The following is a 15,394-nucleotide window of genomic DNA, read 5'->3' on the forward strand; positions in this document are numbered from 1 at the left end:
CGAAAAAACGCACATTGCCATGACAATGTGCGTTTATTTATATTTCATTACTTTACCGTTACAGACACTTTAGCTTTCTGTGTAGATACATCCACATCCTGACCAGGTATGCCAAAGTATGGTGTCCCATCGTTATTCCAAAACAGACGTTGTACACGCGCATGACGGTTATGATCATATAATGGATTGCCTTCTATTTCTTTATATGGACGTGCATGATAAACAAGTAAATCATAGCCATCTTCATCGACAGTGAAGCTATTATGCCCAGGTCCATATTCACTTGTTTCTTCGCTAGATACAAAGACTGGCTCTGGTGTTTTTGTCCACGATTTCGGATCTAGCAAATCACTATTTTCATCCGCTGATAAAAGCCCCATCGCATATCGATCATCTGTTGCTGCACCAGAATAAGCAATAAATACTTTACCATTGCGGCGCAAGAAAGCTGGACCTTCATTTACATAAAAACCTTCTTGTTCCCACTTATATTCAGGAGTAGAAAGAAAAACCTGTTCTTTAATTGTCCATGGATTGCTCATCTCTGCAATATACATATTGGAAATCGTATCATTATCTACCTTTTGTGCCCAAACGAGATAACGCTTCCCTTGGTGCTCAAAGGTTGTTGCATCTAGCGAGAAGCTTTGAAATTCCGTATTGATTTGACCTTTTTCCGTCCAATTTCCCTCTAATGGATTTTCTGCATCAGTTTCCAATACGTAAGGACGGATTTCCCACACATCATCCTTTTCTCCAGCTGCAAAATAGATGTACCATTTCCCATCAATAAAATGAAGTTCAGGTGCCCAAATATGTTCGGACATCACACCGCTTTCATGCTTTTTCCAAACAACCGTTTCAGGAGCATCGGTAAGCCCTTCTATTGTTTTGGATCTTCTTAAGACGATACGATCATAGAGTGGATAGGAGCCTGTGAAATAATAATAACCGTCTGTATGCTTGTATATATAAGGATCTGCCCTTTGTTCTACAAGATGCTTTCGGTATGTTTTATGTTCTAAGGTACCTTCTACTGTAAACGTTCCTTTTTCAGCTAATTGAGCTGATTCAACCGAATCCCATTGCACATTAAAATCTGCAACAATGCCATTATCTAAAACTGCCTCTACCTTTTCAGGTAATTTAGGAGCGATTCCTACTGTTGTTTCAAGTTCAAATGATTTAACATCTGTTACCTTCATCTCTCTATCTCCCTCTCGTTTAATCTAAGCGCTATCATTATTATATCAAGAATTGTACTTACAAGTAAGAGGTAATTACTATTTTAAACGGAAGTTATACTAACAAGTAAAGGATGTTGATTGAATCAACATCCTTTCCCTTTTTTAGAACAAGCCAATAGCATCTCCGTCTTCACTCACATCCATTTGTAATGCTGCTGGTTCAGCTGGTAATCCAGGCATTGTCAGAATATCCCCTGTTAGGGCGACGATAAAGCCAGCACCAATGGAGGGACATAATTCCTTAACAGTAATTGTAAATCCAGTTGGTCTACCTAATAACTTCGGATCATCCGACAACGAATACTGTGTCTTTGCCATACAAACAGGAAGATTGGACCATCCATTAGCATGAAATTCTTCTAGCTGTGCTCGTGCATTCGGTGTGAAATCTACCTTCTCTGCCCCATAAACCCTTTTGGCAATGGTAGTAATTTTACTTTCAATGGAATCCTCTAATGAGTAAAGTGGACGATATTCACTCTTCTTATTGTTGATTACGTTTAAAAGTGTATGTCCTAATTCGACTCCACCTTCCCCTCCTTCTTCCCATACGTTTGCAACTGCTACCTCAATCCCTCTATCCTTACACCATTTTTTTACTACTTCTATTTCTTTGTCTGTGTCTGTAATAAATCGATTAATCGCAACCACATAGGCTAAACCAAATGCTTCAATGGTTTCTACATGCTTTGCTAAGTTGTCCATTCCTTCACGTAATGCTTGTCCATTTTCAGATTTCAACTCACTTTTGGATAAGCCCCCATGCATCTTTAATGCACGAATCGTCGCTACAATGACAACTGCTTCTGGCTTTATTTCACCTAGTCTGGCCTTGATGTTCAAAAATTTTTCCGCACCAAGATCGGCCCCAAATCCTGCTTCTGTTACAACAAAATCGCCTAGCTTACTCGCAACTTTGGTCGCCAAAACACTATTACAGCCATGAGCAATGTTGGCAAACGGCCCACCATGAATAATCGCTGGTGTATTTTCTAAAGTTTGTACAAGGTTTGGTTTAATTGCCTCTTTTAATAATAATGTTAGTGCACCTTCCACACCCAAATCTTTTACTGTTATTGGGAAACCATTTGATTTGTAGCCGACAACAATTTTGGCAAGCCTACTTTTCAAATCCTGCATACTTGTTGCTAAACAAAATATCGCCATAATTTCGGAGGCAACCGTGATATTAAAGCCATCCTCTCTTGGAACACCTTGCTTTACTCCTCCTAAGCCAACAATCACTTGTCTTAAGGCACGATCATTTAAATCTACAACTCGCTTCCATACGATTCTACGTGTATCTATTTCGCAAGCATTTCCTTGAAAGATATGGTTATCAATAAAAGCAGACAACGCGTTATTTGCTGTCGTGATCGCATGAATATCTCCGGTGAAATGAAGGTTGATATCCTCCATCGGCATGACTTGCGAATAACCGCCACCACTCGCTCCACCTTTTAATCCCATCGTCGGACCTAAGGAAGGTTCCCGTAAAGCAACAACGGCTTTCTTACCAATTTTATTTAATGCTTGTCCTAATCCTACCGTTACCGTTGATTTCCCTTCACCAGCAGGGGTTGGATTTAAAGATGTGACAAGCACTACCTTTCCATCCGGTTTATCTTTCAATCGATCCAACACATCAAGGGAGATTTTTGCTTTGTATTTGCCATATGGCTCCCATTCTTCTTCCTTTAATCCTATCGAGGAAGCGATTTCCTCTATTCTTTTTAGATTTGCTTGTTGTGCAATTTCTATATCACTATGTACTTTCATATTTTTTCATCCTATCTCTTTTTTGGAGTAACAAAAAATAGTTTGAATGGTTACTCACTATCTATTTTTCATCAGTATAGCATTTTCTTTCCTCCCATGAAAAAAAAGCTGGTGGAAAAGCACATTTGCTCGTGCATTTCCGTCAGCTTTTTTAAGTATCTCGTGAAAATCCAAGATAACGGGTTCCTTGAAAAGTAAGCATACCTAAGTCCGCTTCTGCTATCTGGCCATATTCTTGGCCACTCACTTTAAATTCAGATCGGTCACCACTTTCAAATTCAAACGTTACATAATAATCAGTTCTTGACCCATGGTGTACATGATTACCATGTCCATGCGATCTTCGGCTTACATGCGTACGTTTCGATTTTACTACTGCAGGAACAGTCAGTTGTGGAGATTGATTGTTTTGATTCCATTGACCAATCCCTTTTATGACGTTAAATATAATCGTTCCAATAACAACAACAAAAACAATCATAATAATAATTGGTACGATCTGAAACATAATATCTCCAGGAAAACCTATTCCTCCCACTCCAATTCCTCCTAGAAGTATTGATTATAGTAACTAATTTTAACACATTTATTGCTTACGCTATCTAAAATTTGTAATTATTGATTTTATTTGGTAATATTTCTAAGGCTTTTTTCTTTCCATACATAATCTAAGTCAAAATAAAGACAATAAGGAAAAGCTATGTAAGAGTGACAACGAATAAAAGGAGAGAATAATTAATGAAACAAGGATCAACAGTATATTACGTTTCACTTGTCATCTTATCTCTACTTGTCTTGTTCGGAATTATTTTTCCAGACTCACTAGAGGAATTAACAGGTAATGTGCAAGCTTTTTTTTCTGCATCGTTTGGATGGTATTATTTAATACTCGTTACCGTTTTTGTCATTGTCTGTTTATATTTTTTAATTACTCCTGTTGGAAGAATTAAATTAGGCAAGCAGGATGATAAGCCTGAATTTTCTAGACCGACTTGGTTAGCCATGCTATTTAGTGCAGGAATGGGGATCGGTTTGGTATTCTATGGAACGGCTGAGCCGATTAGTCATTATGCTATAAGTTCACCTACTGGAGAAACAGGAACAGACCAAGCCATTCGAGATGCACTGCGCTTTACATTTTTTCACTGGGGAATACACGCCTGGGCAATATATGGCATCGTTGCAATGGTTATTGCTTACTTTAACTTCCGTCATAAAGAGCCAGGTTTAATTAGTACAACACTAAGACCGATTTTAGGAAACAGTGTTGATGGTGGAACTGGGAAATTGATTGATATTTTAGCAGTACTAGCAACAGTGATGGGGGTGGCAACAACACTAGGCTTTGGAGCCGTTCAAATTAATGGTGGGTTGTCCTTCTTATTTAATATCCCAATATCGATTGTATCTCAGTTCATTATCATCGCAATCGTTACTGTCCTTTTCTTATTTTCGGCTTGGACAGGATTAAGTAAAGGAATTAAAATCTTGAGTAATGTCAATATGGTGCTTGCAGCCATATTATTCTTAACTGTACTTGTCTTTGGTCCAACCCTATTTATTTTAAATATTTTCACAGACACAGTTGGAACTTATCTGCAGAACTTACCAAGAATGAGCTTTCGAATCTCACCATTAGATGAAGAAAATAGAGCATGGATAAACGGCTGGACAATCTTTTACTGGGCATGGTGGATTGCCTGGTCACCATTTGTTGGCGTGTTTATTGCACGTGTCTCTAGGGGAAGAACGATTCGTGAATTTGTGTTCTATGTCTTATTAGCGCCATCGATTATAGGTTTTCTATGGTTTGCAACCTTTGGAGGAACAGCGATTCAATTAGAACACGATAACATCGCCCAAATCTCTGCGCTTGCAACAGAGGAGTCGTTATTTGGAATGTTATCTAATTACCCTTTAGGATTCTTTGCTTCGATTGTAGCCATGGTTTTAATTGGCACATTTTTCATTACTTCTGCGGATTCAGGAACCTATGTATTAGGAATGATGACAACAAATGGTTCGCATTCACCTGGAGCAAAAATCAAAATAACCTGGGGTATTATGTTAGCTGCTATCGCACTTGTCTTACTCTATTCCGGAGGTCTTCAAGCACTTCAAAATCTCATGATAGCGGCTGCACTTCCATTCTCTGTGATTATGGCTTTAATGACGGCTAGCTTAATTAAAGCACTTAATAATGAAGCAAAGGAACTAGGAATAGGTCGTATACCAAAACGCAAAAAAACGTAAGAAAATGTAAATGTAAACAGTGAAAAAGGGGGTCAGACCCCTAAAGGGTCTGACCCCCCTGTTTTTTTATATGTTATTGATAAATCTATTTATTCGTTTCATCGACTCATCTAGCTGTTTTAAGGAAGTAGCGTATGAGCAACGAATATAGCCTTCACCACTGGAGCCAAACACATTTCCGGGAACGACAGCAACCTTTTCCTCATGTAACAGTTTCTCTGCAAAGGTCTCTGATGTCAGTCCTGTTTTCTTAATGGATGGAAAGACGTAAAACGCTCCTCCAGGCATATGGCAATCAAGGCCCATCTCTTTCAACGCTTTGACGACGAAATTCCTTCGCTGCTGATAGCTTCGTTTCATCTTTTGCACACTGCTCTCACCATTTCTCAAAGCCTCTAAAGCCCCATGCTGAGCCATTGTTGGTGCGCACATCATTGTATATTGATGAATTTTTGTCATTGCTTCAATGATGGAAACTGGTCCAGCCGCATAACCTAATCGCCAACCAGTCATGGCAAATGCCTTGGAAAATCCGGAAATTAAAATGGTTCGTTCCTCCATTTCAACGATGGAAGCAAAGCTTGTAAACGATTCATCATACGTTAATTCAGCATATATTTCATCAGAAATTACGATTAAATCATGTTTTTCTACAACAGCTGCAATTTTACCCAATTCTTCATTATTCAGTACGGTACCCGTCGGATTATTCGGACTACAAAGGATGATAGCTTTGGTATTAGGGGTAATTGCTTTTTCTAATTGCTCTGCTTGAACTTTAAATTCCTTTTCTGCATCAGCATGAACAGTAATTGGATTTCCACCGGCTAAAGTAACTGCTGGTGCGTAAGATACAAAGCCAGGCTCAACAACAATAACCTCTTCACCTGGATTTAAAATTGCCCTTAAAGCTAAGTCAATTGCCTGACTAGCACCAACTGTAACGATTAATTGATTTTCTGGGTTATAATCAAGGCTATAATGCTTATTTAAAAAATGACTAATTTCCTTCCGAAGCTCTAATAAGCCCGAATTTGCTGTATATGCAGTATATCCCTGCTCAAGCGAATGGTAGCTTGCTTCAATCACGTTCCACGGTGTAACAAAATCTGGCTCCCCAACCCCCAACGATATGACATTATCCATCTTTGAAGCCAAATCAAAAAAACGTCGGATTCCCGAAGGTTTTAAGCTCTCAACCGTTTTTGAAAGATAGGAAGTTCCTTGTATTGTCATGGTGTCACCATAATTCTTTTGTCATCTTCACCGTCATCAAAAATGACACCATCATGCTTATATTTCTTGAGAACAAAATGAGTCGTTGTAGAGATAACTGTATCAAGGGTTGATAATTTCTCGGAGACAAAACGGCTGATTTCCATCATGGTTTTTCCTTCTACTGAAACAGATAAATCATAAGCACCTGACATTAAGTAAACAGCTTTAACTTCTGGAAAGCGATAAATTCGCTCAGCTACCTTATCAAAGCCAACACCTCTTGCAGGTGTAACCTTCACATCAATCATGGCCGTAACTTCTTCAGATTCCAAAACCTTCGACCAATTAATAATGGTTGAATAACCTAATATGGCATTATCGTTCTCTAATTTTTCTATCATTTTTTTCGTTTCTTCGACGCTTACATCAATCATCTTCGCTATACTTTCAATATTTATCCTTGCATTTTCCTCCAATAATTCTAGAAGCTCTATTTCTTTCTGTTTCAAGCTGAATCACCTACTTTTCTGCTAATTAAAAATCTGACAATTTTTATCTAATGTTACTACAAACAAACCGCAATTTAAAGTATATCCTCAATCAGTTTGAACACGCACTTATTGGAATAAATCTTTTCCCAAATTTTTTGAACATACATATTATATTGTTAAAAAGTAAACGGGAGTAATGAAAATGACATTAAATTATACGAACCTATTAGCAAAATTAGGTGTTGGTGGTGCACACCCTGGAAGTATGGCGGTAACAAAAAAAATAGCAGAGAAGCTTCCTATTGATTCATTCACAAAAATTTTGGACGCTGGCTGTGGAACCGGTAAAACCGTTGAATACCTAGCAGAAAAATTTGATTGTGAAACTGTCGGTTTAGATATTGATACAGAGATGACAAATCAGGCCATACAACGGATTGAAACAAAACCAATCAAGGCTACTATTGTTCAAGGAAGCACAGAACAACTGCCCTTCGAATCGGATTCCTTTGACATTATTCTATCCGAATCAGTTACATCCTTTACGAATATATCTAAATCATTAGCAGAATATGCAAGGGTCTTACACCCCAATGGCAGATTAGTTTTATTAGAAATGACCAATACTGGCTGGTTAGATAAGAGTGAAATCCAAGAATTAAAAGATTTTTATCAAGTTACAGATGTTCCTACTAAAGACGAGTGGATTCATTTAATTGAAAAGAATGGGTTTTCCCTAATGGAAAAAGAAACAGTCGACCCTTATTTAGGTAGCAACTATGAGCTAAACCACCCTGCTAAAATGAATGAAACAATGCTTCAGTTAATGGCTAAGCACCATTATTTAAGTGAGAAATATGCTGATCGATTAGGTTCTTATCTTTATTATTGTCAACGGAAGGAATGATATTTGTGACAATTATACCTACAGATCAATGGTTAACCGTTTATGAAAAAAACAAAAAAAGAAATCACAAACGGAATCTTCAAGTTCAAAAAGAAGCATTGTGTCAGAAGTTATTGGATTATTTTCCAACTGCTAATATAGATGATTTACATGCTCATTTATTAAGCCACGGATTGTTTTTACCAGATCCATCAGATAAACAGGTAATTAGAAAAATGATCAAAAGGAACGTGTGGAAACAGGCAGAGAAAGGATTGTCGACCTTAAAAAAAGCGTGGAAAGGTCCAGATGTTCCTGTCTTTATTTTTCCTTCTAATTTTACAAGTCGTGTACTCCAAAGGGAATTCAACGGATTATCTGGTCTGAGCTTTCGCGATAAAATGTTTTTGTTTATAACAGATAAAACGACTACAAAGGAATTACTTGCTTTGATTACGCATGAGTATAACCATGTTTGTCGTCTTCATTTCATAGACAAAACAGAAGAGGAGCTATGCTTATTAGACTCCCTAATCCTAGAGGGATTGGCTGAAAATGCAGTTCGCAGCTTATTAGGTGATAAATATATAGCAAATTGGACCAAATTATACTCTGACGAAGAGGTAAAAAAGCACTGGAAAAAATGGATCAAACCGAATATTGATATGAAAAAAACAGATCGGCGCCATGATATATTGTTATATGGAAAAGGAAATATTCCGAAGTCGTTAGGGTACAATACCGGCTATCATCTCGTGTACTCATTTCTTCAAAATAGCAATAAATCAATTTTTGAAAGCTTACGATTATCCTCTGATGAGATCTTTCATAATTCTTCCTATTAATGCGTTGTTCAAAAAGTTGGCGACTTTTTGAACATCAACTATTAATAAATGTGCGATAACCATCGGTCAACTAACCTCTACATTTCGTCCACTCCTTTCATAACCTATTATAAGTGTTGGAGAGCACTAATCGGAAGTATGAAAGGAGCACTTTGTATGTCAAACTATTTTAACATGTGTCAAAAGAACGTTGGAAAACCAGTTAAGATAACAACAAAGGATGGCAGAGTCCATCGTGGTATTATTCAACGAGTAAACCATTCTCATGTATTCTTACAACCAACCCCTCGAGGACTAGGCGGCTATGGATTTGGCTACTGGGGACCGTATGGATACGGACCTGGTTTTGGTGTTGGGGTTGCATTTGGAGCAATTGCTACTTTAGCTTTCCTTCCATTCTTCTTCTGGTAAACACTATTTCCTACTACCAATTTAAGAGAGGATGCTCTATCTATAGGGCATCCTCTCTTATTGTATTTTTTTGAACTTAGTGAAAAAGACAGCACCAATGAAAGCATTATTGAAGCAATGATTTATCTATATATCCATCGTGTTTCTTAAGAATTTCTATAGCCGCATCTACATCTTCATCTTCTACATCAAATTCTAATAAGTGTTTTCGCCTATCTTCAGCATCGTCTCCTATGTCATCCAAGTCGAGTTGACCATAAGCTGCAGCAAAAAAACCATTATTTGTTACGGCGGCACCACCAGAACCAGTATTAACAGCAGCAATTGGTACTATCATTTCAGGTTCAGCATCCTCTGGCATTTCATCAACTACCACATTATTGACATGTAAACGATGCAAATCTGCGTGTACCGCTTCTGCATCATTTTCGTTTTTAAAATAGGCTAGGATATGTGTAGCCATGGATACACCCCTTTCCGTTATTTATGCTTGCTTACTAATAAATTACCCATTATTCCTTATCTTAAACAAGCATCCTATTCTCGAAAAACAAAGTGATTTTCAGAAGTGCCTTTTTCAACCGTGCATGTACGCTTCTGCCTTATCCCAAGGTACGGTATAGCCTTTTCCTTTAGCACAGAAGATTGATGAGGAGCTGTATTCGGGATCAGCATCTTTATTGTATCCAATCCGCTCGATAACTTCCTCTTGATTGTGACACGGGAAGTAGCCAGCAAATGTTAAATGAATGGATCCTTTTCCTTGAGTAAACGATGCCAGATCAACACTATATTGCTTAAAGGTAGCTACTGGTGCTGTACCAGTTATTGTTGCTTTTTCACCTTCTGTATTCGGTGTTTCAAATGTTCCGTTCGCTTGTTGGATATCTGAAATGACTCTGCCCATCAATTCTATTTCAACCCTAATTTTGAATTGATAATAAGGCTCTAGCAAGAGATTATTTGCTTTTTCTAGTCCTTGTCTCAATGCACGAAACGCAGCTTCCCTAAAATCGCCTCCCGACGTATGCTTTTCATGTGCTCTACCCGTTAATAACGTAATTTTCACGTCCGTAACAGCAGATCCTGTTAGTAAACCATGATGCTCTCGTTCAAACAGATGATGCCTAATCAAGTTTTGATTCCCGACAGACAGGTCATCGGCATGACAGGCATTCTCAAAAGAGATACCACTGTTTCGTTCAGCAGGCTCTATCTTCAAATGGACTTCCGCATAGTGCTTTAATGGTTCGAAGTGTCCATAGCCAACCACTGGCGCTTCGATCGTTTCTTTATATACAATTTCTGGATCTGCAAAAGACACCGATAAATCAAACCGTTCTTTCACATACTGCTCTAACACTTCTAATTGAACGGTTCCCATTACATGGATATGTATGTCCTGCAACCTTTCATCCCAATGAACATGTAACGAAGGGTCTTCAGCATCTAATATTTGAAACAGCCTTAATGCTTCTTTCACAGGTAAAGATGGGTCTACAATCACTTTAGACTTTAACGTTGGAATCATTTCAAATGCTGCTTTTTCCTTTAATGCTCCAAGCCCATCACCAACTTGTGCATCCGTTAATCCAGTAACAGCAAATAATTCTCCTGCATGGACAGTCTCCACTTGTTCGTATTTTTCCCCGTGGTACATTCGAAGCTGTGTAACTTTTTCCTCCATTTGTTGATTAAAAGCCCCGTAAGCCAAGGGTTCACGAACACTTAATGTTCCAGCCAACGCTTTTATAAAGGTAAGTCTCGTGCCATTTTCATCATGTCTAATTTTATAAACGCGTCCAGAAAAGGCCTCCTGATTATTATAATTGGTAAGCGTTAGGGAATCGAATACATGTAAAAATTCCACGACACCGATATCCTGAAGTGCCGACCCGTGCATAACAGGAAACACTTGATTGCGATTAATCTGATCGATGAGGTTGTTCAACCATATCTCTTGATCATATCCTTTCTCCATATACATTTCTAAAAGCTGCTCATCTCTTTCTGCTAAAAATTCTACCAAAGCTTCATCCATGTTTCCTTCTAGGTTCGCTCCTGTTATAGGAAAAGCATCCTCGGTCATATGCTTGCGAATATCTGCTAAAACTTTTTCCATATTCGCACCAACGCGATCGATTTTATTGATAAAGAAAAAGGTTGGAATTCGATGCTTTTGAAGTAACTGCCAAACTGTTTCCGTATGCCCCTGGACACCTTCCACTGCACTAACAATGACGATAGCATAATCCATCACTTGAATCGCCCGTTCCATTTCCGGAGAAAAATCGACGTGACCAGGTGTGTCAATAAGATGATAGGTTGATTGCTTATACGTAAACGTTGTTTGGTCCGCAAAAACAGTAATACCCCGTTGTTTTTCAATCGTATGACTATCAAGGAATGCGTCCTTATGATCGACCCTTCCCCGCTTTTTGATTCGACTTGTATGGTAAAGCAGTTGTTCAGAAAAGGTTGTCTTCCCTGCATCAACGTGTGCCAATATTCCTATCGTTTTATGCAAATTCCCCACCTCTAATACTCATCGATTTCCATTACTTCTATTCGTTCGAAGTTTTGAATTTTTACTTTCTACTAGTATAGCAAAGGTTTCATCTTATTTGGGTAGTTCACCTTCTCATGTAAAAGTAATGTTTATTTTTTCACGTTAGGAAAGTTTAAAATTTTAGCGCTGAAGTTAATCGACGTAGTAAAAATTTTTAGGAACTAAGTATAAGCGCAACTAGGCGATCGCCTGCGCCTAAAGGCTTGGCGCTAGCCAAATTTTCTTTAATTCCCTCTATTTGAAAGCGTTCTTTTCCTGTAAAATAAAAATAACCGAAACGTTGAGGGGGATGTACATGAAGGGGTTTACGAAACAAGAAAACAGCTGGATGTTTTATGACTGGGCAAATTCTGCCTATTCCATTATTATTACAACCGCTATATTTCCAATTTTTTATAAGGCAGCAGCAACGAATGCTGGTGTCAGTGCTGCAAACTCTACCGCTTACTTAGGATATACCATTTCTATTTTCACCTTTATCTTAGCTATGCTTAGTCCAATCTTAGGGACAGTTGCAGATTACCAAGGAATGAAAAAGCGTTTTTTTACTTTCTTTTTCGGGTTAGGTGTCCTATCAACAGCGTTCCTCGCTTTTGTTCCAAGTGAACAATGGTTATTGCTCCTCATTTGTTATACGATCGCATCGATTGGCTCAACTGGAGCAAACGTCTTCTATGATGCCTTTCTTGTAGATGTAACAACAGAAAAGCGGATGGATCGTATTTCGGCTAGAGGATTTGGATTAGGGTATATCGGTAGTACAATCCCCTTTATTATTAGTATCGCAATTATCATGTTAGCTCAAACAGAGACAATACCTCTATCCAGTACGAACGCTAGCCGAATTGCATTCATTATTACCGCTATTTGGTGGGGAATATTTGCGATTCCGATGTTAAAGCATGTCCATCAAAAGCATTATATTAATCGAGAACCAAAGCTTGTACTTAATAGCTTTAAACGGTTAGCTAATACATTTAAAGAAATTAAAAAATATCGTGCAGTTTTCTTATTCCTTCTCGCCTACTTTTTTTACATTGATGGTGTTGGTACAGTTATTTCCATGTCAACAGCATATGGGACGGACTTAGGAATAAGCGCTACCAATTTACTAGTTGTTCTATTTGTCACTCAAGTAGTCGCTGCCCCGTTTGCTATTTTATATGGTCGGCTTTCCGAGCGATTCACAGGTAAAAAGATGCTTTATGTCGGTATCTGTGTGTATATCATTGTTTGTATCTATGCGTTTTTCTTAGAGACTGTGTTAGATTTTTGGATACTAGCCATGCTCGTCGCTACCTCTCAAGGAGGTATTCAAGCATTAAGTAGGTCCTATTTTGCTAAGCTAATACCAAAGAATCACGCAAATGAGTTTTTCGGTTTCTATAATATATTCGGAAAGTTCGCATCCATCATGGGACCCGTTCTATTAGGAGCAACCGCACAAGTAACTGGGAAATCGAACATGGGTGTATTTAGTCTAGTCATTCTATTCATTATTGGTTTTATTATTCTTGCTTATGTACCAGAGCCAAAATCAGAATCAGCTGCATAAACGTTATAAAGATTTCCATGGATAAATTGCTTATTTAAATTGGAAAACAGCCAAAAAGGACCTAACCCTTCATGGCTGTTTTTTATTTAAAAACTAAAGCATGTTAACCGAGCAAAACTCGAGCTTTGGCTTATTTCTCCAGGGTATTTTGCAACACCAACAAAGCTTTAAAGCATTGTTGTGTGATTTGTTAATTCTATTATGTTTTAGGAGCGTATCGGAACTAGATTCTTCATCCGTTCTCAGTTTTTGTCATAAAAATCAATTCTTTCAACGCATCTTTATTTACTAAAAGATCTTCCAGTGTATAGGAATCAAGTACTTTGAAGTAAGCCTCTAGCGCCTCATTGAGTACTCCTTTTAATCGACAAGCCGGACTAATTTTGCACGTATTTCTCGTTTCATCAAAACATTCCACCAGGTGAATGGGACTTTCTGTATGCCTTACAATCGAGCCTACATTAATAGTAGTTGGATTTTGGCTGAGCTTGATACCACCATTCCTACCTCTTATCGTCTCAATAAACCCTAACTTGCCTAATTCATAAACGACCTTACTTAAATGGTTATTCGATATATTATAAAAATTTGCTATTTCTTTAATGTTCGATTGTTTTCCTTCAGGTTGGGTTCCTAAATAAATTAGAACGCGTAACGTATAATCCGTAAAGGAAGTTAACTGCATATAAATCACCTTTATTCTATCTTTAATTTCTATTCACTATATCATTATACACGATACAAACCATTAAGTTTAAATGTGAACATTTTCTTAAAGATGTATTTAAAATATTGCTTTTGTACACTGAATCCCCTTACAATAAAAGATGTATTTAAAATGTATCTTTTATAACTCCAAGGAGGGTTTCTGGAATGACAGTAACTACACGTTTAGATGAAAAAACAATTGAAATTGTAAAATCAACAGCTCCTGTATTAGAAAAACATGGGGAAGCAATTACGAAACGTTTTTATCCATTGATGTTTGAAAATCACCCTGAACTGTTACATGTATTTAATCACGCCAACCAACAGCAAGGAAAACAGCAAAAGGCTTTAGCTAATACGGTTTACGCAGCAGCAAAATATATTGATCATTTAGAAGCAATCGTCCCCGTCGTTAAACAAATCGCCCATAAACACCGAAGCTTGCAAGTTAAACCTGAACAATATCCAATTGTAGGAGAGCATCTTTTATTAGCCATTAAGGATGTATTAGGTGATGCTGCAACTGATGAGATTCTTGAGGCTTGGGGTAAAGCATATGGTGTGATAGCTGATGTATTTATTCAGGTGGAAAAAGAAATGTATGAAGAAGCAGCAGAGAAAAAAGGCGGGTGGGACGGATTTCGTGACTTCGTTGTAGCTAAAAAGGTAAAAGAGAGTGACGCAATCACTTCTTTCTACTTAAAACCAAAAGATGGTAAAGCCATTTCCGAATACCTACCAGGACAATATGTCAGCATTCGTTGTTATATTGAAGGAGAAACCTACACACATATTCGACAGTACAGTTTGTCAGATGCACCAGGAAAAGATTATTACCGAATAAGTGTGAAGCGCGAAGCAGATAGTGATATCAAACCTGATGGAATTGTTTCCAACTATTTGCATGATCAAATTAGCGAAGGGGATGTTGTTGAATTAACTGCACCAGCTGGTGATTTTGTATTAAATATGGACTCCTTTGAACCGGTTGTCCTAATTAGTGGTGGCGTTGGGCAAACGCCAATGCTTAGCATGTTAAATACAATCGTAGAACAACAACCTAGTCGAGAAGTTACGTTTATTCATGCTGCAATAAATGGAGACTTCCATGCAATGGACAACGAAGTAACTGAACTAGCGAACAATAATGAAAATGTGAATTATTTTCTTTGCTATGAAAACCCAACAGATTATGACCGTGAACAAAACCGCTTTGATAAGGAGGGATATGTAGAATTAGAATGGTTACAACAAATTTTACCTGACAACCAAGCAGATTTTTATTTTTGTGGCCCGGTACCATTTATGAAAGTGATTAAACATGGCTTAAAAGCCTGGAACGTTCCAGAAGAAAAAATCCACTTTGAATTCTTTGGTCCAGCTGATCAATTAGATTAAATAAACCACCAATAGTGTCCGCGACACACGGACA

At 37.9% G+C, this 15,394-nt stretch carries 14 protein-coding genes; 6 read left to right on the forward strand and 8 right to left on the reverse strand.

The genetic code is table 11. From position 1 onward, the window contains the following. Positions 1-47 precede the first annotated feature (47 nt). The 3 genes from JOC48_RS15340 to JOC48_RS15350 form a co-directional block, all read right to left on the reverse strand. A complete protein-coding gene (locus JOC48_RS15340; RefSeq protein WP_204501155.1) occupies positions 48-1,205 on the reverse strand; it encodes a family 43 glycosylhydrolase in 1,158 nt (385 codons plus the stop codon). A 144-nt stretch (positions 1,206-1,349) separates the two neighbouring features. Beyond that, positions 1,350-3,026 carry a formate--tetrahydrofolate ligase gene (locus JOC48_RS15345; RefSeq protein ID WP_204501158.1) on the reverse strand — a complete coding sequence of 559 codons (1,677 nt, stop codon included), beginning with the start codon at positions 3,024-3,026 and terminating at the stop codon, positions 1,350-1,352. A gap of 151 nt (positions 3,027-3,177) precedes the next feature. Further along, on the reverse strand, positions 3,178-3,564 hold the full coding sequence (locus tag JOC48_RS15350) for a DUF2500 domain-containing protein (protein WP_338024334.1): 387 nt from the start codon (positions 3,562-3,564) through the stop codon (positions 3,178-3,180). 200 nt (positions 3,565-3,764) lie between these two features. On the opposite strand from JOC48_RS15350, the gene JOC48_RS15355 reads away from it, so the two are divergent. Further along, positions 3,765-5,279: a glycine betaine uptake BCCT transporter gene (locus tag JOC48_RS15355; RefSeq protein WP_204501160.1), complete on the forward strand. Its 1,515-nt coding sequence runs from the start codon at positions 3,765-3,767 to the stop codon at positions 5,277-5,279. Positions 5,280-5,345: 66 nt separating this feature from the next. Here the strand turns inward: JOC48_RS15355 and JOC48_RS15360 are convergent, their stop codons facing one another. Together JOC48_RS15360 and JOC48_RS15365 are read right to left on the reverse strand one after the other, a co-directional pair. Then, complete coding sequence (locus JOC48_RS15360) at positions 5,346-6,515, reverse strand: aminotransferase (protein WP_204501162.1); 1,170 nt, start codon at positions 6,513-6,515, stop codon at positions 5,346-5,348. Beyond that, entirely contained in the window at positions 6,512-7,006 is a 495-nt protein-coding gene (locus JOC48_RS15365) for an Lrp/AsnC family transcriptional regulator (protein ID WP_204501164.1), read from the reverse strand. Before JOC48_RS15365 ends, JOC48_RS15360 begins: the two co-directional genes overlap by 4 nt. Before the next feature lie 184 nt (positions 7,007-7,190). Between JOC48_RS15365 and JOC48_RS15370 the strand changes: the two genes are divergently transcribed. From JOC48_RS15370 to JOC48_RS15380, 3 genes are all read left to right on the forward strand, one after another. Next, entirely contained in the window at positions 7,191-7,895 is a 705-nt protein-coding gene (locus JOC48_RS15370) for a class I SAM-dependent methyltransferase (RefSeq protein WP_204501166.1), read from the forward strand. 5 nt (positions 7,896-7,900) lie between these two features. Then, a complete protein-coding gene (locus JOC48_RS15375; RefSeq protein ID WP_204501167.1) occupies positions 7,901-8,719 on the forward strand; it encodes a DUF2268 domain-containing putative Zn-dependent protease in 819 nt (272 codons plus the stop codon). Between the two features lie 156 nt (positions 8,720-8,875). Continuing rightward, on the forward strand, positions 8,876-9,130 hold the full coding sequence (locus tag JOC48_RS15380) for an LSm family protein (protein ID WP_204501168.1): 255 nt from the start codon (positions 8,876-8,878) through the stop codon (positions 9,128-9,130). A gap of 106 nt (positions 9,131-9,236) precedes the next feature. On the opposite strand, the gene JOC48_RS15385 is transcribed toward JOC48_RS15380, so the two are convergent. Further along, positions 9,237-9,593 carry a hypothetical protein gene (locus JOC48_RS15385; RefSeq protein ID WP_204501169.1) on the reverse strand — a complete coding sequence of 119 codons (357 nt, stop codon included), beginning with the start codon at positions 9,591-9,593 and terminating at the stop codon, positions 9,237-9,239. 114 nt (positions 9,594-9,707) lie between these two features. Next, positions 9,708-11,666, reverse strand: a complete 1,959-nt coding sequence (locus tag JOC48_RS15390; RefSeq protein ID WP_338024335.1) for a GTP-binding protein — start codon at positions 11,664-11,666, stop codon at positions 9,708-9,710. A gap of 328 nt (positions 11,667-11,994) precedes the next feature. On the opposite strand from JOC48_RS15390, the gene JOC48_RS15395 reads away from it, so the two are divergent. Next, positions 11,995-13,254 carry an MFS transporter gene (locus JOC48_RS15395; protein ID WP_204501172.1) on the forward strand — a complete coding sequence of 420 codons (1,260 nt, stop codon included), beginning with the start codon at positions 11,995-11,997 and terminating at the stop codon, positions 13,252-13,254. Positions 13,255-13,486: 232 nt separating this feature from the next. Here JOC48_RS15395 and JOC48_RS15400 read toward each other — a convergent pair whose 3' ends face one another. Further along, positions 13,487-13,939 carry an Rrf2 family transcriptional regulator gene (locus JOC48_RS15400; RefSeq protein ID WP_204501174.1) on the reverse strand — a complete coding sequence of 151 codons (453 nt, stop codon included), beginning with the start codon at positions 13,937-13,939 and terminating at the stop codon, positions 13,487-13,489. 188 nt (positions 13,940-14,127) lie between these two features. On the opposite strand from JOC48_RS15400, the gene hmpA reads away from it, so the two are divergent. Further along, a complete protein-coding gene (gene hmpA / locus JOC48_RS15405) occupies positions 14,128-15,360 on the forward strand; it encodes an NO-inducible flavohemoprotein (RefSeq protein WP_204501175.1) in 1,233 nt (410 codons plus the stop codon). The last annotated feature ends 34 nt before the right edge of the window (positions 15,361-15,394 follow it).

The sequence above is a fragment of the Aquibacillus albus genome (assembly GCF_016908325.1).
In the GTDB taxonomy this organism is placed as follows: domain Bacteria; phylum Bacillota; class Bacilli; order Bacillales; family Amphibacillaceae; genus Aquibacillus_A; species Aquibacillus_A albus.

Coding starts and splice junctions, on each gene's coding strand:
- JOC48_RS15340 (WP_204501155.1), bottom strand. CDS start 1,205: ATGAAGGTAACAGATGTTAAATCATTTGAACTTGAAACAACAGTAGGA.
- JOC48_RS15345 (WP_204501158.1), bottom strand. CDS start 3,026: ATGAAAGTACATAGTGATATAGAAATTGCACAACAAGCAAATCTAAAA.
- JOC48_RS15355 (WP_204501160.1), top strand. CDS start 3,765: ATGAAACAAGGATCAACAGTATATTACGTTTCACTTGTCATCTTATCT.
- JOC48_RS15360 (WP_204501162.1), bottom strand. CDS start 6,515: ATGACAATACAAGGAACTTCCTATCTTTCAAAAACGGTTGAGAGCTTA.
- JOC48_RS15370 (WP_204501166.1), top strand. CDS start 7,191: ATGACATTAAATTATACGAACCTATTAGCAAAATTAGGTGTTGGTGGT.
- JOC48_RS15380 (WP_204501168.1), top strand. CDS start 8,876: ATGTCAAACTATTTTAACATGTGTCAAAAGAACGTTGGAAAACCAGTT.
- JOC48_RS15385 (WP_204501169.1), bottom strand. CDS start 9,593: ATGGCTACACATATCCTAGCCTATTTTAAAAACGAAAATGATGCAGAA.
- JOC48_RS15395 (WP_204501172.1), top strand. CDS start 11,995: ATGAAGGGGTTTACGAAACAAGAAAACAGCTGGATGTTTTATGACTGG.
- JOC48_RS15400 (WP_204501174.1), bottom strand. CDS start 13,939: ATGCAGTTAACTTCCTTTACGGATTATACGTTACGCGTTCTAATTTAT.
- hmpA (WP_204501175.1), top strand. CDS start 14,128: ATGACAGTAACTACACGTTTAGATGAAAAAACAATTGAAATTGTAAAA.